This window comes from Kitasatospora sp. NPDC056327, from assembly GCF_042261735.1.
In the GTDB taxonomy this organism is placed as follows: domain Bacteria; phylum Actinomycetota; class Actinomycetes; order Streptomycetales; family Streptomycetaceae; genus Kitasatospora.
On the sequence record NZ_JBHJRC010000014.1, the window covers coordinates 13,395 to 36,552 of the forward strand.

The 23,158-nt window shown below is 74.7% G+C and carries 19 protein-coding genes; 7 read left to right on the forward strand and 12 right to left on the reverse strand.

Going from position 1 to position 23,158, the window contains the following annotated elements:
- Positions 1 to 35: 35 nt before the first annotated feature.
- Positions 36 to 1,811 (forward strand): Stk1 family PASTA domain-containing Ser/Thr kinase, encoded by a 1,776-nt coding sequence (gene pknB / locus ACFCX4_RS03870; protein ID WP_376138752.1) that lies wholly within the window; start codon positions 36 to 38, stop codon positions 1,809 to 1,811.
- A gap of 49 nt (positions 1,812 to 1,860) precedes the next feature.
- On the opposite strand, the gene ACFCX4_RS03875 is transcribed toward pknB, so the two are convergent.
- Entirely contained in the window at positions 1,861 to 2,490 is a 630-nt protein-coding gene (locus tag ACFCX4_RS03875; protein WP_376138673.1) for a sulfite oxidase-like oxidoreductase, read from the reverse strand.
- Between the two features lie 239 nt (positions 2,491 to 2,729).
- Between ACFCX4_RS03875 and bfr the strand changes: the two genes are divergently transcribed.
- A complete protein-coding gene (bfr, locus tag ACFCX4_RS03880; RefSeq protein ID WP_376138674.1) occupies positions 2,730 to 3,209 on the forward strand; it encodes a bacterioferritin in 480 nt (159 codons plus the stop codon).
- A gap of 16 nt (positions 3,210 to 3,225) precedes the next feature.
- Here the strand turns inward: bfr and ACFCX4_RS03885 are convergent, their stop codons facing one another.
- The gene (locus ACFCX4_RS03885; protein WP_376138676.1) at positions 3,226 to 3,495 is read right to left on the reverse strand and encodes a bacterioferritin-associated ferredoxin; all 270 of its coding nucleotides are present in this window, start codon (positions 3,493 to 3,495) and stop codon (positions 3,226 to 3,228) included.
- A 193-nt stretch (positions 3,496 to 3,688) separates the two neighbouring features.
- Positions 3,689 to 5,026: a class II 3-deoxy-7-phosphoheptulonate synthase gene (locus ACFCX4_RS03890; protein WP_376138678.1), complete on the reverse strand. Its 1,338-nt coding sequence runs from the start codon at positions 5,024 to 5,026 to the stop codon at positions 3,689 to 3,691.
- 309 nt (positions 5,027 to 5,335) lie between these two features.
- Here ACFCX4_RS03890 and ACFCX4_RS03895 point away from each other — a divergent pair, with 309 nt between their 5' ends.
- Positions 5,336 to 7,270, forward strand: a complete 1,935-nt coding sequence (locus ACFCX4_RS03895) for an anthranilate synthase family protein (protein ID WP_376138680.1) — start codon at positions 5,336 to 5,338, stop codon at positions 7,268 to 7,270.
- A 48-nt stretch (positions 7,271 to 7,318) separates the two neighbouring features.
- On the opposite strand, the gene ACFCX4_RS03900 is transcribed toward ACFCX4_RS03895, so the two are convergent.
- The 3 genes from ACFCX4_RS03900 to ACFCX4_RS03910 form a co-directional block, all read right to left on the reverse strand.
- The gene (locus ACFCX4_RS03900) at positions 7,319 to 8,014 is read right to left on the reverse strand and encodes a response regulator (RefSeq protein ID WP_376138682.1); all 696 of its coding nucleotides are present in this window, start codon (positions 8,012 to 8,014) and stop codon (positions 7,319 to 7,321) included.
- A 100-nt stretch (positions 8,015 to 8,114) separates the two neighbouring features.
- Positions 8,115 to 9,383 (reverse strand): MacS family sensor histidine kinase, encoded by a 1,269-nt coding sequence (gene macS, locus ACFCX4_RS03905; protein WP_376138684.1) that lies wholly within the window; start codon positions 9,381 to 9,383, stop codon positions 8,115 to 8,117.
- 37 nt (positions 9,384 to 9,420) lie between these two features.
- Positions 9,421 to 10,260, reverse strand: a complete 840-nt coding sequence (locus ACFCX4_RS03910) for a lysophospholipid acyltransferase family protein (RefSeq protein WP_376138754.1) — start codon at positions 10,258 to 10,260, stop codon at positions 9,421 to 9,423.
- 323 nt (positions 10,261 to 10,583) lie between these two features.
- Here ACFCX4_RS03910 and ACFCX4_RS03915 point away from each other — a divergent pair, with 323 nt between their 5' ends.
- From ACFCX4_RS03915 to ACFCX4_RS03925, 3 genes are all read left to right on the forward strand, one after another.
- The gene (locus ACFCX4_RS03915) at positions 10,584 to 11,378 is read left to right on the forward strand and encodes an alpha/beta hydrolase (protein ID WP_376138686.1); all 795 of its coding nucleotides are present in this window, start codon (positions 10,584 to 10,586) and stop codon (positions 11,376 to 11,378) included.
- A gap of 10 nt (positions 11,379 to 11,388) precedes the next feature.
- Positions 11,389 to 12,309, forward strand: a complete 921-nt coding sequence (locus ACFCX4_RS03920; RefSeq protein WP_376138687.1) for a hypothetical protein — start codon at positions 11,389 to 11,391, stop codon at positions 12,307 to 12,309.
- 669 nt (positions 12,310 to 12,978) lie between these two features.
- Positions 12,979 to 15,180 (forward strand): calcium-binding protein, encoded by a 2,202-nt coding sequence (locus ACFCX4_RS03925; RefSeq protein ID WP_376138689.1) that lies wholly within the window; start codon positions 12,979 to 12,981, stop codon positions 15,178 to 15,180.
- 134 nt (positions 15,181 to 15,314) lie between these two features.
- On the opposite strand, the gene ACFCX4_RS03930 is transcribed toward ACFCX4_RS03925, so the two are convergent.
- From ACFCX4_RS03930 to ACFCX4_RS03950, 5 genes are all read right to left on the reverse strand, one after another.
- Positions 15,315 to 16,058 carry an endonuclease/exonuclease/phosphatase family protein gene (locus tag ACFCX4_RS03930; protein ID WP_376138691.1) on the reverse strand — a complete coding sequence of 248 codons (744 nt, stop codon included), beginning with the start codon at positions 16,056 to 16,058 and terminating at the stop codon, positions 15,315 to 15,317.
- Positions 16,059 to 16,310: 252 nt separating this feature from the next.
- Positions 16,311 to 17,255, reverse strand: a complete 945-nt coding sequence (locus tag ACFCX4_RS03935) for an ROK family glucokinase (protein ID WP_376138693.1) — start codon at positions 17,253 to 17,255, stop codon at positions 16,311 to 16,313.
- A 192-nt stretch (positions 17,256 to 17,447) separates the two neighbouring features.
- Positions 17,448 to 17,822: a DUF5304 family protein gene (locus tag ACFCX4_RS03940; RefSeq protein WP_376138695.1), complete on the reverse strand. Its 375-nt coding sequence runs from the start codon at positions 17,820 to 17,822 to the stop codon at positions 17,448 to 17,450.
- 161 nt (positions 17,823 to 17,983) lie between these two features.
- Positions 17,984 to 19,159: an ArsA family ATPase gene (locus ACFCX4_RS03945; protein ID WP_376138697.1), complete on the reverse strand. Its 1,176-nt coding sequence runs from the start codon at positions 19,157 to 19,159 to the stop codon at positions 17,984 to 17,986.
- A 34-nt stretch (positions 19,160 to 19,193) separates the two neighbouring features.
- Positions 19,194 to 19,649: an SRPBCC family protein gene (locus ACFCX4_RS03950; RefSeq protein WP_376138699.1), complete on the reverse strand. Its 456-nt coding sequence runs from the start codon at positions 19,647 to 19,649 to the stop codon at positions 19,194 to 19,196.
- A gap of 353 nt (positions 19,650 to 20,002) precedes the next feature.
- Here ACFCX4_RS03950 and ACFCX4_RS03955 point away from each other — a divergent pair, with 353 nt between their 5' ends.
- Positions 20,003 to 21,796, forward strand: a complete 1,794-nt coding sequence (locus ACFCX4_RS03955) for an AMP-dependent synthetase/ligase (RefSeq protein ID WP_376138701.1) — start codon at positions 20,003 to 20,005, stop codon at positions 21,794 to 21,796.
- Between the two features lie 131 nt (positions 21,797 to 21,927).
- Here the strand turns inward: ACFCX4_RS03955 and ACFCX4_RS03960 are convergent, their stop codons facing one another.
- A complete protein-coding gene (locus ACFCX4_RS03960; RefSeq protein WP_376138703.1) occupies positions 21,928 to 23,064 on the reverse strand; it encodes a glycosyltransferase family 4 protein in 1,137 nt (378 codons plus the stop codon).
- Positions 23,065 to 23,158 lie beyond the last annotated feature (94 nt).

The following is a 23,158-nucleotide window of genomic DNA, read 5'->3' on the forward strand; positions in this document are numbered from 1 at the left end:
GTGCCGTACCCCCGCACTAGACTCGCCGGGTGGACATGGCACTGCGCGACCCCCTGATCGGTACCCTGCTCGACGGCCGGTACCGGGTCGAGCGGCGGATCGCCGCGGGCGGCATGTCCACCGTCTACCGGGGCACCGACACCCGGCTCGACCGGATCGTCGCCCTCAAGGTGATGCACCCCTCGCTGGCCGGCGACACCGTGTTCACCACCCGCTTCATCCGCGAGGCCAAGGCGGTCGCCCGGCTCGCCCACCCCAACGTCGTCAACGTCTTCGACCAGGGCGCCGACGGCGCGCACGTCTTCCTCGCCATGGAGTACGTGCCCGGCGGCACCCTGCGCGACCTGCTGCGCGACCGCGGCGCGCTCTCCATCCGGGCCGCCCTGGACATCCTGGAGCCGGTGCTCGCCGCCCTCGGCTCCGCCCACCGGGCCGGCCTGGTGCACCGCGACGTCAAGCCCGAGAACGTGCTGATCACCGACGACGGCCTGGTCAAGGTCGCCGACTTCGGCCTGGTCCGGGTGCTGAACGCGGCCGACGGCGCCGTGACGGCCGCCACCGGCGACACCGTGCTCGGCACCGTCTCCTACCTGGCGCCCGAGCAGATCCACCCGGGCGCCGAGACCGACCAGCGGGTGGACGTCTACGCCGCCGGCATCCTGCTGTACGAGATGCTCACCGGCTCCCGCCCGCACACCGGCGAGAACCCCGTCCAGGTGATGTACCGCCACCTGCACGAGGACGTCCCGCCGCCGTCCGCGGCCGTCCCCGGCGTGGCGCCCGCGCTGGACGCCATAGTGGCGGGCGCCTGCGCCCGGGACCGCGCGGGCCGCCCGCACGACGCCGTCGAACTGCTCGCCGCACTGCAGCGGGTCCGCCGCGGTCTCACCCCGGCCCAGCTGGACGCCGAGCCGCCCGCCGCCACCCGGCCCGGCCCCGGCCACCCGGCCGGCGAGGCCACCTCGGTGCTCACCCCGGTCCTCCGCTCCGGCCCGCCGGTCGAGCGCACCAGCGTGCTGGACGTGCCGCCGGACGTCATGGAGCAGCTGCTCACCGAGCGCCGCCCGTACGACGAACCGCCGCCGGAGCGCTCCCCGCGTGCCCGCCGTGCCCGCTCCGCCGCCCGCCGGCTGCCACGCAAGCCGCTGATCTGGACGGCCGTGCTCACCGCCGTGGTCCTGCTGGTCGGCGGCGCGACGTACGCGATCTCCGGCGCGGTGTACGGCACGGTCCCGGGCGTGCTCGGCAAGGACCGGGCCGAGGCCCAGCGGATCCTGGACGCCGCCGGCATGCACGGACGGGTCTCCGAGGTGTACAGCGAGGCCGTTCCGGCCGGCCAGGTGATCGCGGCCGATCCGGGGGTCGGCACCCGCGCCCGCAAGAGCGACACCGTCACGCTCACCGTCTCGCGCGGGCCGAAGCGGATCGCGGTGCCGGACGTCGTCGGCCGCCCGTCCGCACAGGCCGGCACCACGCTGACGGGGGCGCAGCTGGCGGCCGGCACGGTGACCGAGGCGCACAGCGACACCGTCCCGGAGGGCTCGGTGATCAGCAGCTCGCCGGCCGCCGGGCAGCAGGTGCCGGAGAACACGCCGGTCGCGCTGGTGGTCAGCAAGGGGATGGTGGCGGTCCCGGACGTCACCGGGATGTCCAGGGACGCCGCGGAGAAGACGCTCCAGGCGGCCGGCTTCGGGATGCAGAGCAGCGGGGTGAACCTGTTCGGCACCGGCAAGGTGACCGGCCAGTCCCCGGCGGCCGGCGAGCGGCGCCCGCAGCGCACGGTGGTGACCGTCACCTTCCCGTTCCTGTAGCGGGGCCGGGCGGGGGCCGGGCGGGGCGGCGCGATCCGCAGGACACGCCCTACCGAAGCGGGCCGTCGCCCGGTTCCTCCTGGTAGGAGTAGCGCTGCTCCCGCCACGGGTCGGCCCGGTTGTGGTAGCCGCGTTCCTCCCAGAAGCCGCGCCGGTCGGCGCGCATGTACTCGACCGCCCGGACCCACTTGGGCCCCTTCCAGGCGTACAGCCCGGGGACGACCAGCCGGACCGGGAAGCCGTGCTCGGCGGTGAGCGCCTCGCCGTCGTGGTGGGTGGCGAGCAGGGTGCCGGGCGCGGCGAAGTCCTCCAGCCGCAGGTTGGCGCTGTAGCCGTACTCCGCCCAGACCATGACATGGGTGACGCTCCGGTCCGGCGGCACCCGGTCGAGCAGGAGGGCGGTGGACACCCCGGTCCACTCGCCGTCGAGCACCGAGAAGCGGGTCACGCAGTGCAGGTCGGCCCGGACGGTGGTGCGGGGCAGCGCGTTGAAGCCCTCGAAGTCCCAGCTGTGCTTCTCGGCCGAGGCGGTCGCGCCGAACACCTGGAGGTCCCAGGTCAGCGGCTTGAAGCGGGGCACCGGCCCGTAGTGCAGGGCGGGCCAGCCGCGCTGGAGGCGCTGGCCCGGCGGGAGTCCCGGGTCAGACGGCTCTGGCGGTTCTTGTTCGGACTGCCCCATGGATCCATGGTGACAGACGGCGGGCGACGCCCGCCGTGCGCCCCTTCTGCACCCCGCGCGCCCGCTCGTACGGGCCAGTGCCGGGGCGGCGGCGATCCCGTGCGCTGGGCAAATCGGATATTCCGACACATGTCCTAGTGAGTGTGCACTTACTGGAATTTCTTCCCGACACGGTGCCAGGATGCCTGCAGCCGGAGGGTACGGCCGTGATCCCGCACACACAGCAGGAAGGCACCGCCATGAAGGGCGACGCAGAGGTCATCGAGTTCCTCAACGAACAGCTCACCGCCGAGCTGACCGCAATCAACCAGTACTTCCTGCACGCCAAGATGCAGGAGAACTTCGGCTGGACGAAGCTCGCCAAGTACACCCGGCACGAGTCCTTCGACGAGATGAAGCACGCCGAGGTGCTCACCGACCGGATCCTCTTCCTCGACGGACTGCCGAACTACCAGCGGCTCTTCCACGTCCGGATCGGCCAGACGGTCAAGGAGATGTTCGAGGCCGACCGGCAGGTCGAGGTCGAGGCGATCGACCGGCTCAAGCGCGGGATCGTGGTGATGCGGGCCAAGAACGACGTCACCTCGGCCAACATCTTCGAATCGATCCTTGAGGACGAGGAGCACCACATCGACTACCTCGACACCCAGCTCGAACTGCTGGAGAAGCTCGGCGAGGCCCTCTACCTCGCCCAGCTGATCGAGCAGCCGGAGTCCTGAGGCCGGAGGCGGCCGCTCAGGCCACCCGCAGTGGTACCGGCGCCGGTACGGCCGCGGGACCGGCGTCCGCACCCGGGTCGGCCAGGCCCAGCCGGGCCGCCAGCCGGGCGGTCGGGCAGGGCCGGGCGCCGTGCTCGCCGAGCAGGGCCTGGATCCGCCGGACGCAGGAACCGCAGTCCGTCCCGGCCTTGCAGCCACTGGCTATCTGGCGCGGCGTGTTGGCGCCGTCGTCGATCGCCCGCTTCACCTGGTCCTCGGTGACCGCATGGCACATGCACACGTACATCGCGGTCTCTCCCGGGGTGAAGCGGTGAAGCGGAGTGGATCTTGACTAAGGCAAGCCTTAGTTCACTAAGCCTCACCTTACCCGGCGAACCGGGTACGCAAAAGCCTCTCCGGCCGGGGAAACCCCCAGGCCGGAGAGGCTTGGCTCACATGCGGAGCGCTCACGGGCGGCGCCGGGCACCGCCCGTCGTCGCTCAGTTGCCGCCGCGGTACATCTCGGCGACCAGGAACGCCAGGTCCAGCGACTGGCTGCGGTTGAGCCGCGGGTCGCAGGCCGTCTCGTAACGCTGGTGCAGGTCGTCGACCAGCACCTCGTCGCCGCCGCCGACGCACTCGGTGACGTCGTCGCCGGTCAGCTCCACGTGGATGCCGCCCGGGTGGGTGCCGAGCGCGCGGTGCACCTCGAAGAAGCCCTTGACCTCGTCGAGCACGTCGTCGAAGCGGCGGGTCTTGTGACCGCTGGACGCCTCGAAGGTGTTGCCGTGCATCGGGTCGCAGATCCAGACCGGCTGCGCGCCGGAGGCGGTGACCTTCTCCACCAGGGTGGGCAGGTGGTCGCGGACCTTGCCCGCGCCCATCCGGGTGATGAAGGTGAGCCGGCCGGGCTCCCGCTCCGGGTCCAGCTTCTCGATCAGGGTCAGCGCCTCGTCGACCGTGGTGGTCGGGCCGAGCTTCACACCGATCGGGTTGCGGACCTTCGAGGCGAACTCGATGTGCGCGTGGTCCAGCTGACGGGTGCGCTCGCCGATCCACACCATGTGGCCGGAGACGTCGTACAGCTCACCGGTGCGCGAGTCCACGCGGGTCAGCGCGGTCTCGTAGTCGAGGATCAGCGCCTCGTGCGAGGAGAAGAACTCGACCGTCCGGAACTCCTCCGGCGCCACGCCGCAGGCGTTCATGAACGCCAGCGCGTTGTCGATCTCCCGGGCCAGCTGCTCGTAGCGCTGGCCGGCCGGCGAGTTGCGCACGAAGTCCTGGTTCCAGGCGTGCACCTGGCGCAGGTCCGCGTAACCACCGGTGGTGAAGGCGCGCACCAGGTTGAGCGTCGCGGCGGACGCGTTGTACATCCGCTTCAGGCGCTCCGGGTCCGGGATCCGGGACTCGGGGGTGAAGTCGAAGCCGTTCACCGAGTCGCCGCGGTAGACCGGCAGGGTCACGCCGTCACGGGTCTCGGTCGACTTGGAGCGCGGCTTGGAGTACTGGCCGGCGATGCGGCCGACCTTGACCACCGGCACGGAGGCCGCGTAGGTCAGCACGGCCGCCATCTGCAGCAGGGTCTTGAGCTTGTTGCGGATGTGCTCCGCCGAGACGCCGTCGAAGGCCTCGGCGCAGTCGCCGCCCTGCAGCAGGAACGCCTCACCACGGGCCACGGAAGCGAGCCGGGCGCGCAGCTGGTCGCACTCGCCGGCGAAGACGAGGGGCGGATACGAGGCGAGCTCGGCAAGGGTCTTGCGCAGAGCCTCTTGGTCCGGCCATTCAGGCTGCTGCGCCGCGGGCAGGGACTGCCAGGTGTGGAGATTCGTCACGGTCACGCGCTCAAGGCTACGGGGTGCGGCAACCGATTTGTGACCACCGCCCGAGGGATGAGACACCCGGCGGACAATCCCGTGACGCGCCTCACGCCGCCCGGGGATCCGCTAGGCTCGGGCCCGTGAACACGCCGCACACCTTCTCCTGGTGGTGGGCCGACCCCCTGGGTGGCCCACAGCCCGCGCGTTCCTAGACGCAGACGACACGGCCGCCCCTCGGGGCGGCCGTCGGCGTTCTCCAGCAGGCCGGCAGCCCTCCCGGGAGCGGAAACCCAATCCGCCGCAGTAGCCCCCGGAAGGAACGCCGCCACCGTGACCAGTGCCGCCGACCTGCTCGCCCGTCTCACCGCCGCCGACGCACCGGCCTTCGCCCTGCTGCACCGCCGCACCCCGCGCACCGCGCCCGACACCGTCGAGGTGCTGCTCGGCACCGTCGACGTGCACGACCGGCTCGCCGACCTGCCGGTCCGCCACGGCGTCCCCGCCGACGGCCCGGTCCACGACCTGCTCGCGCTCGTCCCCTACCGGCAGATCCGCGAGCGCGGCTTCGAGGCGCACGACGACGGCACCCCGCTGCAGGCCCTCGCGGTCACCGAGCAGTACGCCCTGCCGCTCGCCGAGGTCACCGCGGCGCTCCCCCGGCTGCCCGTCACCCTCCGCGGCGGCGGCTTCGACATCGACGACGCCGGGTACGCCGCGATCGTGCGCCGGGTGATCGAGGAGGAGATCGGCCGCGGCGAGGGCGCCAACTTCGTCATCCGCCGCGACTTCACCGCGACCCTGGAGGACTTCTCCCCCGCGCTCGCGCTCACCCTGTTCCGACGGCTGCTGGAGCAGGAACGCGGTGCCTACTGGACCTACCTGGTGCACACCGGGGACCGCGTCCTGGTCGGCGCCTCCCCCGAGGTGCACGTCCGGCAGAGCGGCGGGACCGTCGTGATGAACCCGATCTCCGGCACCTACCGCTACCCGGCCGCCGGGCCGGACCCCGACTCGCTGCTCGCCTTCCTCCACGACCCCAAGGAGCTGGAGGAGCTGACCATGGTGGTCGACGAGGAGCTCAAGATGATGTGCACCGTCGGCGACCTCGGCGGCCAGGTGCTCGGCCCCCGGCTGAAGGAGATGTCCCACCTCGCCCACACCGAGTACGAACTGCGCGGCCGCACCTCGCTGGACGTCCGCGAGGTGCTCAGGGAGACGATGTTCGCCGCCACCGTGACGGGCAGCCCGGTGCAGAACGCCACCCGGGTGATCCGGCGCCACGAGCGCGGCGGCCGCGGCTACTACTCCGGCGCGCTCGCCCTGATCGGCCGCTCGGCCGGCGGCGGCCAGCTGCTCGACTCGCCGATCTGCATCCGCACCGCCGACATCGACCCGGCCACCGGCCGGCTCGCCGTCCGGGTCGGCGCCACCCTCGTCCGCCACTCCGACCCGGCCTCCGAGGTCGCCGAGACGCACGCCAAGGCCGCCGGGGTGCTCACCGCGATCGGTGCCCGCCCGGCCGGCGACCGGCTCTCCCGACCGGGCCGGCCGCGGCTCGCCGACGACCACCGCGTCCAGACCGCCCTGGACTCCCGGCGGGCCGGCCTCGCCCCGTTCTGGCTGCGGATGCAGCAGCCGGCCACGGTCACCGAGGAGCTGGAGACCCTGGTGGTCGACGGCGAGGACACCTTCACCGCGATGCTCGCCCACCTGCTGACCTCGCTCGGCCACCGGGTCACCGTGGTCCGCTACGACGAGCCGGGCCTGCGCGAGCGGGCCGCCGCCCACCCCGGCCCGCTGGTGCTCGGCCCCGGCCCGGGCGACCCGGCCGCCGGGGACGACCCCAAGATGGCCGTGCTGCGCCCGCTCGTCACCGACGCGCTGGCCGCCGTCCGGGACGGCCGGCGCACCGCCCCGCTGCTCGCCGTCTGCCTCAGCCACCAACTGCTCGCCGCCGCGCTCGGCCTGCCGCTGGCCCGCAAGGCGGTTCCCCACCAGGGCGCGCAGGAGAGCCTCGACCTCTTCGGGACCAGGCGCACCGTCGGCTTCTACAACACCTTCACCGCCCGCTGCACGGACGCCGACGCCGCCCGGCTGGCCGGCGAGGGCGTCGAGGTCGCCCGCGACCCGCTGACCGGGGACGTGCACGCGCTGCGCGGGCCGGGCTTCGCCGGGCTGCAGTTCCACCCGGAGTCGGTGCTCACCCGGGAGGGCGTGGAGATCGTCGCCGGGCTGCTGCGCGGGGCGGTGGCCGCCGACCGCTGAGCGGGGGGCGCGGGGAGCACGGGCGGTCCCGGCTCCCCGCGCCCGCGCTCACATCTCGTCGTCCAGCCCCTGCTCGATCGCGTAGCGGACCAGCTCCACCCGGTTGTGCAGCTGGAGCTTGCCCAGGGTGTTCTGCACGTGGTTCTGCACGGTGCGGTGGGAGAGCACCAGCCGGTCGGCGATCTGCTTGTACGACAGGCCCTTGGCGACCATCCGCAGCACCTCGGTCTCCCGGGCGGTCAGCTGCGGGACGACCGGGGAGGCCGGGGCGGGCGGCTCGGCCGCCAGCCGGCGGAACTCGCCGAGCACCAGGCCGGCCAGGCCCGGGGTGAACACCGCGTCGCCGACGGCGGTGCGGCGCACGGCCTCCAGCAGCTCCTCCCGGCCCGCCGACTTGACCAGGTAGCCGGTCGCCCCGGACTTCACCGCCTCCAGCACGTCCGCGTGCTCGCCGCTCGCGGACAGCACCAGGACGCGCACCGACGGGTCGTGGGCGACCACCTGCCGGCACACCTCGGCGCCGGACAGGGCGGGCAGGTTGAGGTCCAGCACCACGACCTGCGGGGAGCAGGCGCGGGCCCGCCGGACGGCCTCCTCGCCGTCCCCGGCGGTGGCCACCACGTCCAGCCCGGCCTCGGCGAGGTCGCGGGAGACGGCGTCGCGCCACATCGGGTGGTCGTCCACCACCATCACGCGCACCGGCCGGTCGGTCGGCTGCTGCTCGGTCGGCCGGTCGGTGGTCATGCTCGGGGGCCTTTCGCAGGAGGTGCCGTGCCGGAAGGCGTCGCGACGGGAGAGGTCGCGACGGGAGAGGCCGGGCCGGGAGAGGCCGGGCCGGAAGGTGTCACCGGGGGCCCACCGCGGTGGCGCGCGGAACCCTCAGCTCCACCTCGACGCCCTCGCCGGGCGCCGAGTACAGCTCGGCGGTGCCACCGAGGTCCCGCAGCCGGCCGCGGATCGACTGGGAGACGCCCAGCCGGCCGGCCCGCTCCGCCTCGCCCAGCCGGTCCGGCGCGAAGCCCGGTCCGTCGTCCCGGACCGTCACGGTGACCGCCTCCGGCTCGTCCTCGACCAGGATCCAGGCGCGGGCCCCGGGCCCGGCGTGCCGGCGGACGTTGTCCACCGCGGCGCCGACCGCGGCGGCCAGCTCGCCGGCGGCCGGGGCGGGCAGCGGCACCGGGGTGCCGGGGGCCGACACGGTGACCCGCTCGTCCGCGTACGGGGCGAGCAGGGTGCGCAGGTCCTGCGGACGGTCCGGGTCCTCCGGGGTATCCGCCCCGCGCTGGGCGGGCAGCGGGCCGCCGCTCATCAGCGCGCGCAGTGCCCGCTCCTGTTCACCGGCCAGCCGGCCGAGTTCGGCGAGGTCCGCGTCGCCCGGCCCGCCCGCGGCCCCGCCGGACGGAGCGCCCGGCGGACCGCCGGAGGCCGACTCGCCGCCCCGCCGCTGGACCAGGGCGAGCACCTGCAGCACACCGTCGTGGATGTCCCGGGAGAGCCGCTCGCGCTCCCGGGTCGCCGCCTCGACCTGGAGCGCCCGGGTGAGCGTCGCCTCACTGGCGCGGGCCAGCTCGATGACGTAGCCGATCGCGCAGCCGGCCACCATGAGCAGCACGATGTTGTGGACGTTGTCGCCGGTCGGACCGCCGTGGCCGAGGATGTTCGCCACCCCGATCACCGAGCCGGCCGCCGCCGCCCAGCGCCAGCCGCCACGCCCGGCGAAACCGAGCACGGTGCCCGCCGCCCAGATGGTGGGCAGGGTCGGCGCGCCGCGGCTGATCCTGGACGGGTCGTCGACCATGCCGCTCATCACGATGCCGGTCACGGCGAGCACGAGGTCGGTGGCCAGCACGTACCAGGTGCAGCGGTGCGGGTTGGAGAACGCCCGGGTGGAGGCGAGCGTCCAGAGGGTCAGCGCGCCCAGGTAGATCCAGCCGGCGACCGGGTGCAGGAACTGCAGGTAGGAGTCGAAGAACCGGAGCACCGCGTAGCAGAGCGCCAGCACCCGGAAGAGCGAGATCGCCCGCCAGAGCGGCAGTTCGACGGACATCCCGCCCGCCGCCACCGCCGCGCCGACCGTGCCCGGCCCCGCCCCGGTTCTGCCACCGTCCGTCATGCCCGCCGTCCTTCCCCCGACGCCGGCCGGGCCCGTCTCAGGCCGAGCCGCCGTCCTTCGGCTGCTGCTCCCGGCCGGGCTGCCCGGACCCGGCCCCGTCCGCCCCGGCCTCCGCCTCCGCCTTCTCGGCTTCCGCCTTCTCGGCCTTGGCGGCGGCCTGCTCGGCCTTCTGCACGGCCTTGCGCTCGGCGTCGGCCTTCTTCTTGTCGTCGGCGATCTGCCGCTTGGCGGCGGTCGCGTAGATGTCCACGTACTCCTGGCCGGAGAGCCGCATGATCTCGTACATCACCTCGTCCGTCACCGAACGGAGGATGAAGCGGTCGTTCTCCATGCCGTGGTAGCGGGAGAAGTCCAGCGGGCGGCCGATCCGGATGCCCGGACGGATGCCGAAGCTGGGGATCACCTGGCCGGGCGGCTGCACCTTCTCGGTGTCGATCATCGCGACCGGGATCACCGGCGCGCCGGTCGCCAGCGCGACGCGGGCCAGACCGCCGACCTTGCCCCGGTAGAGCTTGCCGTCGGGCGAGCGGGTGCCCTCCGGGTAGACGCCGAACAGCTCGCCCCGGTCCAGCACGGCGATCGCCGAGCGGATCGCCGCCTCGCCGGCGCCGCGCACGCCCGAGCGGTCCACCGGGAGCTGGCCGACGCCCTTGAAGAAGGCGGCGGTCAGCCGGCCCTTGATGCCGGGCGTGGTGAAGTACTCGGCCTTGGCGATGAACGTCACCCGGCGCTTGATCAGCGCGGGGAAGAAGAAGGAGTCCGAGAAGGAGAGGTGATTGCTCGCGATGATCGCGGCACCCTCGGTGGGGATGTTCTCCTCACCCTCGATCCACGGCCGGAAGAAGATCCGAAGCAGTGGCGCGACGATCATCTTCATCAGTCGGTAGAACAACCCGGGCCTCCTGTATTGCGGACCGGTCGATCCTAATGCCCTTCGGCGTGCGCCCGTGCCCCGCCCCGCCCCGGCGGGGTGTCTCCCGCCGGGGCTGACGGGCCGTCGGGCCGGGTTCCCGGCGGGGGTGTACGGAGCGGGCGGGCACGTGGGACGATGCGAATTCCGCAGCCTTCCGCACCGGCCCGCCCCCGCACGCCCCAGTCACCCCCGCACGCACGCACCTCCCGGCACGCACCAGCACGCACGTCCGTCCCCGTACGTACCAGCGCCACCCTCCAGCGTCCTCGCCCGCGAAGGAGCCCGCCATGCCGCTGCTGCCCGGCGCCGAACCGTACCGCCACCGGGGCGGGCCGGTGGGCGTCCTGCTCTGCCACGGGTTCACCGGCTCGCCGCAGTCGCTGCGGCCGTGGGCGGAGGACCTCGCCGCCGCGGGGTACACCGTCTCCCTGCCGCTGCTGCCCGGTCACGGCACCCGGTGGCAGGACATGCAGCCGACCCGCTGGGAGGACTGGTACGCGGAGGTCGAGCGGGAGCTGCTGTCGCTGGCGGCGGAGTGCGAGCGGGTCTTCGTCTTCGGGCTCTCGATGGGCGGCGGCCTGGCGCTGCGGCTGGCCGCGGTGCACGGGCCGGCGGTCTCCGGGCTGGTGCTGGTCAACCCGTCGGTGAGGTCGGACAGCCCCGCGAGTGTCATTCTGCCGGTGCTGCGGCACCTCGTCCCGAGCCTGCCCGGGGTCGCCAACGACATCGCCCGGTCCGGGTCGGTCAAGCTCGGCTACGACCGGACGCCGCTGCACGCCGCGTGGTCGCTGGCCCGGCTGTGGAAGGAGGTCCAGGCGCGGCTGCCGCAGGTGACCCAGCCGGTGCTGCTCTTCCACAGTCCGCAGGACCACGTGGTCTCCGCGGCCAACTCCGAGCTGGTGCTGGCCCGGATATCCTCGACCGACGTGACCGAGCGGCTGTGCCAGCGCAGCTACCACGTCGCGACGCTGGACCACGACGCGGCGGAAATATTCGCGACCGCCCAGGACTTCCTCCGACGGCTGGCTCCCGCGCACGCGGCGGGTGCCGGCCCGGTGAAATCCGACCACCACCAAGGCTGAAGGGCCGGAAGTGCACGAGATCAGCAGGGCGGGCGGCGAGGACGAGACGCCCCGCGAGGACGGTGCGGCCACCGGCGGCGCGCGGCCCGGTGCCGGGCGGGCGGACGGCGAGCAGACGGGCCGCGGACCGGCCGGGGGCGCGACCCCGGTGGGCGGCGAGGCGGCGGCCGGCGTTCCCGGGGCCGCTTCCGGTGGGAGCGGCCCCGGCGGCGCGTCCGGCACGGGTGGCGCGTCCGGCACGGGGGCGGGGTCCGGTTCGGGGGCGGCGGGTCCGGGCACTCCGGCTGCGGGGACCGGGGCTCAGGGTGCCGGTGCCGCCGGCGCGGGGTCCGGTGACGCTCCGGCGGCGGGCGAGGGCGGGACGGCCGGGCCGTCCAGGACCCGGCGCGCGCCCGAGCGCAGCCAGGCCGAGCAGGACGAGATCTTCGCCGCGCTGGTCGCCCAGTTCGACGACCCCGTCGACCTCAACAACCCCAACTGGCCGGAGGTCGAGAACCTCCGGGCCCGCGGTGAGCTCAAGGGGTTCAAGGAGACCAAGGACGACGCCGACCGCCGGTCCGGCGAGCCCGGCGACCTGTCCGAACTGGCGCCCCAGCCCCGCCCCCGGTCGGGGCAGCCGGTGATGCCGGCCGCCGGCGCCGGTCCGCGTGACTTCGAGCTGACCGAGGAGACCGACGAGGGCCACTTCGTGCCGCCGGAGCCGCCCCCGCTGCCGGAGGCCGACGTCACGACCAAGTTCGCCTGGCTGGCCGTGCTCGGCGGGCCCGCGCTGCTGCTCTTCGACGCGGTGGTCTGGCGCGAGGTCTCCGGCTGGCCGGCCTGGGTCGGGGTGGCCGCCTTCCTCGGCGGCTTCGCCACCCTGGTGGTCCGGATGAAGGAGCGCGACGACGAGGACGAGCCCGAGGACCCGCACGGCGGCGCCGTCGTCTGACCCCCGCGTTCCTCCCCCCCTGTCGTCTCCCGTCCCCCGGCCCCTCCGGCCGGGGGACGGTCGCGTGTCGGGGCGGTCGGGGCTGTGGGGCGGGCGCGGGGCGGGCGGGGCGGGCGCGGGGCGGGCGGGGCGGGCGCGGGGCGGGGCCTCCGGTGCGCCGGTCACTCCCCGGGGTGGAGTTCGGCGGCCAGTGGGCGCAGCGGCGCCCGGCCCTGCCGGGCCGTCACGGGGGCCGCCCCGAAGCTGTGGCCGACGCTCCGGGGCGGGGCGCTCCTCATCGCCGAGGGGCCCGACCGGGGCGGCGGGTGCACGGTGCACCCGTGGGACGCCGCCGCCGCGAGGCCCTCGGCACGAGGACCACCGGATCCGGTGGTCGGCGTGACGACGAGGAGGCTCGCAGTGGATCGTTCGCCCACATCCTGTTCCGGGTCGGGCCCCGGCTCCGGGTCCGGCCGTGGGTCCGGGTCAGGCCGTGGGTCCGGGTCAGGCCCCGACTCCGGGTCAGGCCCCGGGAAGACGTCGGGGCCCGTACCCGCGTCCGGCGGACGGCCGGGGTTCGGCCGGGTCGGCGCGGCCGCGGCCGCCGGCCTGCTGCTCGCGCTGGCGCTCCCCGGGACGGCACTCGCCGCGCCCGGTGATCTTGACCCGGCGTTCGGCACCGGCGGGAGGGTGACCACCGACTTCGGCGGCGGCTCCGACGAGGCCCGCGGCGTCGTCGTCCAGCCCGACGGCAGGATCGTCGTGGCCGGGTACGCGGGGGCCACCGACGACTTCGCCCTGGCCAGGTACAACCCGGACGGCACCCTCGACACCGGCTTCGGCAACGGCGGCAAGGTGACCACCGACTTCGCCGGCGGCTCCGACGAGGCCCGCGGCCTCGCCCTCCAGGCCGACGGCAGGATCGTCGCGGTCGGCCGCAGCGAGGTGCCCGAGGGCGGCGTCGGCTGGTTCTCGCTCGCCCGGTACAACCCGGACGGCTCCCTGGACACCGGTTTCGGCACCGGCGGCAGGACCGTCGTCGACTTCGGCACCGGCGGCGCCGACGACGCGTTCGGCGTGACGGTGCAGGGCGACGGCCGGATCGTGGCCGCCGGACTGTCGGGCGGCGACTTCGCCCTCGCCCGCCTCAATGCCGACGGCACCCTCGACACCGGCTTCGACACGGACGGCCGGGTCACCACCGACTTCGACGGCGGCGCCGACGCCGCCCGGGCCGTGGCGGTGCAGGGCGACGGGAGGATCGTCGCCGCCGGGTACACCGGCGGTGCCGGCGGCAACTACGACTTCGCCCTCGCCCGCTACACCCCCTCCGGCGGCCTCGACACCGGCTTCAGCAGCGACGGCAAGGTCGCCACGACCTTCGGCGGCGTCGAGTTCGCCCACGCGGTGGCCCTGCAGCCCGACGGGAAGATCGTCGCCGCCGGGTACACCGGCAACGACTTCGCGCTGGCCCGCTACAACAGCGCCGGCAACCTCGACGGCGGCTTCGACACCGACGGCAGGGTCACCACCGACTTCGGCGGCGGCGAGGTCGCGTACGGCGTCGTGGTGCAGTCCGGCGGCACGATCGTCGCCGTCGGCTCGACCGGGACGGGCGGCGCGAGCGACTTCGCCCTCGCCCGCTACACCCCGGCCGGCGCGCTCGACACGTCCTTCAGCGGCGACGGCAGGACCACCACCGACTTCGGCGGCGGCTTCGACCAGGCGCTCGGCGCGGCCGTCCAGCCGGACGGCCGGATCGTCGCGGCCGGCTTCGGCAACGGTGACGCGGCCCTCGCCCGCTACGACGGCGCGGCCGGCACACCGGCCCCGGTGGACCTCTCCGTCACCAAGACCGGGCCCGCCGGTGTCACCGCGGGCGCCCAGGCCTCCTACACCGTGACGGTCACCAACAACAGCACGACGGCGGCCACCGGGGTCACCCTGACGGACTCGGTCACCGGCCCGGGCACCGTGCTCTCGGCCACGCCGGGGCAGGGCGGCTGCACCACCACCGCCACCCGCGCCGACTGCGCGCTCGGCACCCTGGCCGCGGGCGCCTCCACCACCGTGACGATCACGGTCGGCACCACCGGCACCGGTACCCTCACCGACACCGCCACCGTCGCCGCCTCCCAGAGCGACCCCGTCCCGGCCAACAACACCGCGGGCGCGAGCACCGTGGTGAACGCCCCGGCGGGCGTCGACCTGTCGGTCACCAGGAGCGGCCCGACCACGGCCGCCGTCGGCGACACCCCGTCGTACACCCTGACGGTCACCAACCGCAGCGGCAGCCAGAGCGCCACCGGCGTCACCCTGACCGACAGCCTCGCCGGCCCGGGCGCCCTGCTCACGGCCACCGCCGGGCAGGGCGGCTGCACCACCACCGCCACCGGCGCCACCTGCACGCTCGGCACCCTCCCCGCCGGCGCCGCCACCACCGTGACGGTGACCGTCGAACCCCGGGCCACCGGTACCCTCACCGACACCGCCGACGTCCGCGCCACCCAGAGCGATCCCGTCCCGGCCAACAACACCGTGACGACCGGCACCGGCGTCAACAACGCCCACGGCTGCACGATCATCGGGACCGCCGCCACCGAGACCATCCTCGGCACCGGCGGCAACGACGTCATCTGCTCGCTCGGCGGCAACGACACCGTCTACGCCAACGGCGGCGCCGACACCGTCTACGCCGGATCCGGGGACGACATGGTCGACGGCGGCTCCGGCAACGACACCCTGTTCGGCGGCCCCGGCAACGACCGCCTGACCGGTGGCCCCGGCAACGACACGCTCAACGGCGGGCCCGGCAACGACACCCTGGACGGGGGCTCGGGCACCGACAGCTGCGTCGCCACCACCGGGGACACGGTGATCAGCTGCCCGTAGCGGCGGCCCGGAACCACGCGCGGCGCGGCACCTGTCGGGTGCCGCGCCGCACGTGTGTCGGCGCGGCCCGGAGTGGGCCGGGGCGGCTGCGGCGGCGGGGCGGGGCCTCGGCGGCGTGGGCCCGGCGCGGGGCCTCAGCGCGTGGGCAGCTGCAGCACGGCCAGCACCGGGAGGTGGTCGGTGGCGGCCCGCAGGTCGGCGTCGGTGACACCGGGCAGCCCGTGCGGCACTCCGCAGGCGAGCACCTGGACACCGGGTGTGGCGAAGACGGCGTCGAGCCGCTGGTAGGGGTTGTCGGGGACGGAGGTCATCTCGCCGCCCCAGGGCGCCACCACGTGCCCGTCCTGGAGGGACCCGGCCAGCCCCCGCCAGCCCGGGCCGTCCGGGTGTTCGTTGAAGTCCCCCGCGATGACGCCGAGTTCGGCGTACCTCAGCTGCCCGCGGAGCAGCTCGAACTGCCGCAGCCGCTCGTCCGCGTCCAGGCTGAGGTGGCAGCTGGTGACGGTGAACGGCGCCGCGCCGGCCACCTCCACCAGGGCGGTCGCGAAGCCGCGCGCGTGCAGTCCGCGGGTCTTCGGCAGCAGCCGGTCGTGGACGGCCCGCACCCGGACGCCGGGGCGGCCGAGCAGCAGCGGCCCGGCGGCGGCCCGGCCACCGCCGGCGAGGACCACGGTGCCGGTCCGGCGGGCGAGCCACGCGGCCTGCCCCTCGGGTCGCCAGTAGCGCGGCGACTCCTGAACGCAGACGACATCGGGCGCGCAGGCCCGGATCACCCGGACCAGCGCGTGCCGGTCGTCCCGCAGGGAGCGAACGTTGTAACTGAGCAGCCGCAGCCGGCCGGGCGCGGGCGGCGGCAGTTCGGCCGGTGCGGTGGTCATCGGTGCTCCTCCCCCGGGCGCCCGGACGGCGCCGCCACCGCCGACGCTACCGCCGGAAGCCACCCCCGGACCGCTCCCCCAGCCCTCCCCGCACTCGCGCCACCCAAAATATGCAGACCGGTCTACCGATTCCCACGCTGCCCTTTGCCGTCCCCTGCCATCGAAGGCTCCCGCTGCGCAGGAAGTCGGCGGATCCGACTTCCTGCGCGCCACATTCCCGAGAAATATGCAGACCGGTCTACAGATTCCGGCTCAGATCGTGCGGGCCAGGTCGGCCGCGCCGGCGATGCCGGCGGCCGAGCCCGTCGAGGCGAGCACCACCTCGGCACGGGGGCGGTGCACCCCGCCGGTCAGGTAGTGCTCGAAGGCCTTGGCGACCGGGTCGAGCAGCAGGCTGCCGGAGTCGGAGACGCCGCCGCCGAGGACGAAGACGCCCGGGTCGAAGAGCGCCGCGAGGTCGGCCATCCCCCGGCCCAGCCAGTCGGCCAGCTCCGCGTAGCACTCCAGGGCGAGCGGGTCGCCCTCCTCCGCGGCCTGGGTGATGTGGATGCCGCGGATGGTCTCGGCGACGCCGTCGTTGAGCTCCAGCATCCGCTTGCCGCGTACCTGGTCGGCGGCGGCGCGCTCCCGGCCGTAGCGGCGCAGCGCCCGGCCCGAGCCGTACTGCTCCCAGCAGCCCTTTCCGCCACAGCCGCAGGACAGGCCGTCCGGGACCATGTTGAGGTGGCCGATCTCGCCGGCCACGCCGAACCGGCCGCGGTGCAGCCGCCCGTCCAGGACGAGGCCGCCGCCGATGCCGGTGCCGACGGTGATCAGCACCATGTCGCTGTGACCGGCGCCCGCGCCGAAGCGGTACTCGGCCCAGGCGGCGCAGTTGGCGTCGTTCTCGACGACGGCGGGCAGGCCGGTGAGCTCCTCGACCCGGCTGCGGAGGGGCTCGTCCTCCCAGTCGATGTTGGGGGCGAAGATCACCGTCGAACGGCTGCGGTCGACGAAGCCGGGGGCGCCGATGCCGGCCGCGGTCACGTCCGGGTACTGCTCCTTGAGCTCGCGCACGGCCTGCGCGATGGCGTCGACCGCCCACTGCGGGTCGGCCGGGGTGGGCACCCTGGTCCGGGCCAGGATCTCGCCGGCCTCGTCGACCACACCTGCCGCGATCTTGGTCCCGCCGACGTCGACGCCGATGGTCAGAGCCATGTGTCCCTCAGCTATTCACTCGTTCCCGCTGGACGGAACGCTACCGCCCAACCATGCCCGCGTACACACCGTCGCATACATTAACCGAAGACATTTCGCAGCCGACTCGGCCCGACCCCTTCAAAAGTCGTACATTTTCACCGGTTGCATCACAGCCTGAAGCCACGACGTGACCCGGAGGACATCAGGGGTTCACTGCTTGTCGGACGGTGTCTCAGGCGTGTCGTCGAGGTCGACCCGCTCGGTGCGGGCCGGTCCGCCCGCCGTCCAGCGGCGCTCGTGACCGGCCACCGCGGCCCGGTAGGCGGCGAGCAGTTCGGTTCCGGCGGCGGCCAGACCGGTGCCGGCCGCGGCGAGGTGGCCGTAGACCTCGGGCTGCTTCTCGCGCAGACGGTCGGCCAGCCCGGCCAGCGAGATCAGGGTCTCGGCGCTCGCCTCCTGGGCCTTCCCTCCGACGACACCGGCGAACCGGCGAACCTCGTCCACCAGCGGACCCAGCTCCGGCCCGAACGGGTGCGCGGCCCCGTCCTGCTCGGTGGTGGTCCCGGTCCGGTCGGTGGTGGTCATCGCACGCGCCTCCTCAGCAGCGGCGGCCGCACCCGCGGCCACCCGCCCCGACGCTACCGGACCGCCCGGGCGCACCCGCCCGGCCGCACCCGCCCGGCCCGTTCCTGCGCGGCCCGCACCCGCCCGGCCCGTTCCCACCGGGGGAACGGGCGGACGGCGGCTCAGCCCCGAGGCCAGAGCGCCGGATCGGGGGCGAAGCGGACGGCGAGCACACCGTCCTGAAGACCGGCGCCGGCGACCGTGCAACGGCGCAGCGCGGAGGGCAGGGCGAGCACCCGGCGGTGGGCGCCGAGGCCGACCACCAGTTCGTCGCCCCGCCGGACGAGGTCGAGGTCGGCCCGCTCGGAGCCGGGCAGCGGGAGGTGCCAGACCAGCAGGCCGTCCGCGGCCAGCCGGTCCTCGACGGTCCACGGCCCGGCCGGGCGCGGCTCCGGGCCGGCGCCCGCGCCGTAGAGCCGGTCGGCGACCGCCTCCAGGGTGGCCTCGGCCGGTCCGGTGGTGAGCACCGGGACGTCCTCGCAGGCGGCGGCGAGCGCGGTCAGCTCGTCCCGGCGGCGGCGGGCCAGCCCGGCCAGCCAGGGGTCGGGCGAGTCGGCGGCGGCGTCCGGCAGCACGCCGTGCACCACCACGGCGTCCGGGCGGTGGCCGTGCAGGGCCAGTCCGGCCCGGATCCGGCGCAGTTCGTCGAACGGATGGGCGTCGGCCGCGGTGACCAGGCGGACGCTGGTCCCCGGCGCGGTGATCGCGGCGCGCGCCGCGGCGAGTGCGCCGGCCGCCTTGCCGCGCGCCTCGTACAGCCAGTCGGCGGGCATCGGCACCCCGGCGAGTCCGGCCAGCAGCGGGCGCAGCGCCCGGGCGGCCTGGCGCTGCTCGGGCACGAGCCGGGCCAGGTAGCGCTCCAGCTGTTCGGGCAGGGCGAGGGTGGCGATCAGGTCGGCGGGCGGCGGGGCGAGCACGACCAGGACGTCGGCGTCGACGGCGGGCAGCGCCCGGAGCAGGGCGAGCCGGGCGGTGCCGGGCAGGGCGGTGAGCTCCTCCGGGTCCAGCGGCTCGGCGCCGAGCAGGTCGAGGGCGGGCCGCAGCCGGCCGCCGATCTCGCCGAGGGCGTGGCGGAACGCCGCCTGCTCGTCGGTCCGGGCGACGGTCAGGCCCGGCGCGTACGCCGCGGGCGCGGCCTCCAGCCGCGTGCCGAGGACGGCGTCCAGGGTCCGGTGCGGGTCGTCGGCCGCCAGGAGCAGGGTGCGCCGGCCCCGCCGGGCGGCGTGCAGGGCGGTGGCGGCGGCCACCGAGGGTGCCGCCGGGTCGCCGCTGACCAGGATGGTGCGTGTCGCCGTCATGCCGTACCGCCCCCGTTCGCCCGTGCCGCCGCGCTCAGAGCGCCTTGCCGGCGGCGGTGTCCTCGACCCGCTTCTTCAGCCCGGCCAGGGCCCGGTCGATGATGACCTTCTCGGCCTTGCGCTTGATCATGCCGAGCATCGGGATCTTGACGTCGACGGCCAGCTGGTAGGTGACCTCGGTGCGGTCGGCGCCGAGCGGGGCCAGGGTGTAGGAGCCGTCGAGCGAGCGGAGCATCTGACTGCGGACCAGGGTCCAGCCGCACTCGCGGTCGCCGTCCCAGGTGTAGGCGAGGACGTGCTCGTCCCGGATGGCGCCGGCGTCGAGGACCAGCCGGACCTGCGCGGCGCGGCCGTCGGCGGCGGTCTCCAGGACCTCGACCTCCTTGACCTCGCCGGTCCAGGCCGGGTAGGCGGCGAAGTCCGCGATCACGGCCATGACCTTCGCCGGGGTCGCGTCGATGGTGATGCTCGACCTGGTGTGCTCCGCCATGGAATGGCCCTCCGCGTCGTCCCGTGCTGCTGGTTCCGGCCGAGTCGCGCTCGGCCGGGTGCGCCCGGAGCAGGCTATCGCGACCGGCGATCGGGGCCGCCCCCGGTCCGCCCCGGCGGCGGGACGGCGGCGGGACGGCGCGGCCCGGCGACCGGTCGGTGCGGACCGGTCCGGCGGCTACCGGCCGGTCACCTGTGAGCTGCCGTAGGGTGCCATTCGAACGACCCGGTCCCGGCCTGGTCGGACGGGTCAAGGTGTGACACTTCGAACACCGGAGCCGACCCCCCTGGTCGAAGCTGCCTACCGGGCAGTAACGTCCTGCCGTCCCGCAGCGTCGCGAACGAGGAGCAGTCTTGCTCGACTTCAGCCTTCCGGCCCTCTACCAGGTACCGAGCGGCGGCAACCTCTCCGACGTCGTGCACCGGAACGCCGAACTGCACCCCGGCGTCGCGGTGGTCAGCCGCAAGGTGGACGGCCGCTGGCAGGAGTTGACCGCCGCCCAGTTCCTGGTCGAGGTGCGGGCCGCCGCGAAGGGCCTGATCGCCGCCGGCATCGAGCCCGGCGACCGGGTGGGCATCATGTCCCGCACCCGGTACGAGTGGACGCTGCTGGACTTCGCGATCTGGACGGCCGGGGCGATCACCGTGCCGGTCTACGAGACCTCCTCCGCCGAGCAGGTCGAGTGGATCCTCGGCGACTCGGGCGCGGTCGCCGTGTTCACCGAGAACGACACGCACAGCGCGGTGGTCGCCGAGGTCCGGGACCGCCTGCCGGAACTGCGGCACGGCTGGCAGATCGAGGGACCCGCGCTCGCCGCGCTGACCGAGGCCGGCCGCGGGGTCACCGACGCCACCGTCGACGGGCACCGGGCGGCGGCGGACCCCGACTCGGTCGCCACCATCGTCTACACCTCGGGCACCACCGGCCGCCCGAAGGGCTGCCGGCTGACCCACGGCAACTTCCTCGCGGAGTGCGGCAACGTGGTGGAGCGGCTGGCCCCGCTGTTCCGCACCGGCGAGAGCTCGGTGCTGCTCTTCCTGCCGCTGGCCCACGTGCTCGCCCGGATCGCCCAGATCGCCCCGGCGATGGCCCCGATCAAGCTCGGCCACGTCTCCGACGTCCGGGACGTCACCGCCGAACTCGCCTCGTTCCGGCCGACGCTGATCCTGGGCGTGCCCCGGGTGTTCGAGAAGGTGTACAACACCGCACGGGCCAAGGCGCAGGCCGACGGCAAGGGCAGGATCTTCGACCGGGCCGCGGACACCGCGATCGCCTACAGCCGGGCGCTGGACGCGGGCGGCGCCGGGCTGCTGCTCAGGCTCAGGCACGCCGTCTTCGACAGGCTCGTCTACAGCAGGCTGCGGGCGGCGCTCGGCGGCCGGGCCACCCACGCGATCTCCGGCGGCGCCCCGCTCGGCGAACGGCTCGGCCACTTCTACCGGGGCATCGGCTTCACCGTGCTGGAGGGCTACGGCCTGACCGAGACCTGTGCGGCCACCGCCTTCAACCCGTGGGACAAGCCGAAGATCGGCACGGTCGGCCAGCCGGTCCCCGGCGCCTCGGTGCGGATCGCCGAGGACGGCGAGGTGTTCTTCAAGGGCCCGCACGTCTTCACCGGCTACTGGAACAACCCGGAGGCCACCGCGGAGACCCTGAAGGACGGCTGGATCGCGACCGGCGACCTCGGTTCGCTGGACGACGAGGGCTACCTGACGATCACCGGCCGCAAGAAGGAGATCATCGTCACCGCGGGCGGCAAGAACGTCGCCCCGGCCGTGATCGAGGACCGGATCCGGGCGCACGCGCTGGTCGGCGAGGTCATGGTGGTCGGCGACCGCAAGCCCTTCGTGGCCTGTCTGATCACCGTCGACGAGGACTTCTTCCCCAAGTGGAAGGAGCTCAACGGCAAGCCCGCCGTCGCCACGGTGGCCGACCTGCGCGACGACCCGCAGATGCTCGCCGCCCTCCAGTCGGCGGTGGACGACGGCAACGCGGCCGTCTCGCACGCCGAGGCGGTGAAGAAGTTCCGGCTGCTCGACACCGTGCTCTCGGAGGCGAGCGGGCATCTGACGCCCTCGATGAAGCTCAAGCGCAACGTCGTGCTGAAGGACTTCGCGGCCGACGTCGAGGCGATCTACCGCCGGTAGCCGCCCACCGGTGCGGCCCGCCCGGGCACGGCGGGACGGGCCGCACCCTCGTGCCCCGGGCAGCCGCTCCGCCCGCCGAGCCCCGCCCGGCCCGCTCGCCCCGCGTCACCCGCCCGGCCCGCCCGCCCCGCTCAGCCCGCCAGCAGCGAGGTCAGCCGCCCGGCCAGCAGGTCCCAGCGCCAGGAGCGCTCCACCCACCGCCGCCCGGCCTCGCCCATCCGCCGCCGCAGCTCCTCGTCCCGCAGCAGCCGTACGATCCGCTCGGCCGCCGCCGCGGGCGTGCCGCCGGGCACCACGTAGCCGGTCTCGCCCTCCAGCACCGCGTCCGGAGCGCCGCCGGAGTCGCCGGCCACCACCGGCAGACCGGTCGCCGACGCCTCCAGGTAGACGATGCCGAGGCCCTCGACGTCCAGCCCGCCGCGGCGGGTGCGGCAGGGCATCGCGAAGACGTCGCCGGCGCCGTAGTGGGCGGGCAGCTCCTCCCAGGGCACCGCCCCGGTGAACCGGACGGCGGAGCGCACGCCCCGGGCGTCCACCAGCTTCTCCAGGTCCGCCCGGTAGGGCCCGCCGCCGACGATCAGCAGCACCGCGTCGGGCACGTCCGCGAGGATCTGCGGCATCGCCTCGACGAGGGTGTCCTGGCCCTTGCGCGGCACCAGCCGGGAGACGCAGACCACCACCGGCCGCCCGGTGAGTCCCAGCCGCTCGCGCACCGCGGCGCCGCCGGAGTCCGGGTGGAAGGTCTTCTCGTCGACGCCGGGCGGCAGCTGCACCATCCGCGCGGCCGGCTCCGGCCCGACCGCGGCGGCGATCCGGGAGCGGGTGTACTCACCGAGGTAGGTGAGCACGTCGGTGCCCTCGCCGATCCGGCGCAGCAGCTGCCGGGAGACCGGCAGCTGGGCCCAGGCGGCCTCGTGCCCGTGGGTCATGCCGAGCAGCCGTCCGGCCCCGGCCCGGCGCAGGGCGGGCGCCATCAGGCCGAGCGGGGCGGCGGCACCGAACCAGACCGAGTCGCAGCGCTCGGCCCGCAGGATCTCGGCGGCCCGCCGGGTGACCCGCGGTGTGGGAACCATCACCTTCGTCCGGTCGCGGATCACCGGGAACGGCTGTTCGGCGTCGAAGCGCGCCACCTCGGTGCCGTCGCGCCAGTCGGACGCGTACACCACGACGCTCCCTGCGGGCTGACGGACGGCCATGTTGTGCACGAAGGCCTGGATGCCGCCGGGCCTCGGCGGGAAGTCGTTGGTGACGATCAAGGTCTTGTGCATCAGGCCACGGCTCGCTCGGTCGGGGGGTGCTCGGTGTACCGCTGGGTGATCCGTACGATAGGTCAACACCACGACCCGCCGGGAACGGATCCGC

Coding starts and splice junctions, on each gene's coding strand:
- ACFCX4_RS03945 (WP_376138697.1), bottom strand. CDS start 19,159: ATGACGGCGACACGCACCATCCTGGTCAGCGGCGACCCGGCGGCACCC.
- ACFCX4_RS03960 (WP_376138703.1), bottom strand. CDS start 23,064: ATGCACAAGACCTTGATCGTCACCAACGACTTCCCGCCGAGGCCCGGC.
- ACFCX4_RS03915 (WP_376138686.1), top strand. CDS start 10,584: ATGCCGCTGCTGCCCGGCGCCGAACCGTACCGCCACCGGGGCGGGCCG.
- ACFCX4_RS03885 (WP_376138676.1), bottom strand. CDS start 3,495: ATGTACGTGTGCATGTGCCATGCGGTCACCGAGGACCAGGTGAAGCGG.
- ACFCX4_RS03930 (WP_376138691.1), bottom strand. CDS start 16,058: ATGACCACCGCACCGGCCGAACTGCCGCCGCCCGCGCCCGGCCGGCTG.
- bfr (WP_376138674.1), top strand. CDS start 2,730: ATGAAGGGCGACGCAGAGGTCATCGAGTTCCTCAACGAACAGCTCACC.
- ACFCX4_RS03940 (WP_376138695.1), bottom strand. CDS start 17,822: ATGACCACCACCGACCGGACCGGGACCACCACCGAGCAGGACGGGGCC.
- pknB (WP_376138752.1), top strand. CDS start 36: ATGGCACTGCGCGACCCCCTGATCGGTACCCTGCTCGACGGCCGGTAC.
- ACFCX4_RS03950 (WP_376138699.1), bottom strand. CDS start 19,649: ATGGCGGAGCACACCAGGTCGAGCATCACCATCGACGCGACCCCGGCG.
- macS (WP_376138684.1), bottom strand. CDS start 9,383: ATGACGGACGGTGGCAGAACCGGGGCGGGGCCGGGCACGGTCGGCGCG.
- ACFCX4_RS03935 (WP_376138693.1), bottom strand. CDS start 17,255: ATGGCTCTGACCATCGGCGTCGACGTCGGCGGGACCAAGATCGCGGCA.
- ACFCX4_RS03910 (WP_376138754.1), bottom strand. CDS start 10,260: ATGAAGATGATCGTCGCGCCACTGCTTCGGATCTTCTTCCGGCCGTGG.
- ACFCX4_RS03900 (WP_376138682.1), bottom strand. CDS start 8,014: ATGACCACCGACCGGCCGACCGAGCAGCAGCCGACCGACCGGCCGGTG.
- ACFCX4_RS03875 (WP_376138673.1), bottom strand. CDS start 2,490: ATGGGGCAGTCCGAACAAGAACCGCCAGAGCCGTCTGACCCGGGACTC.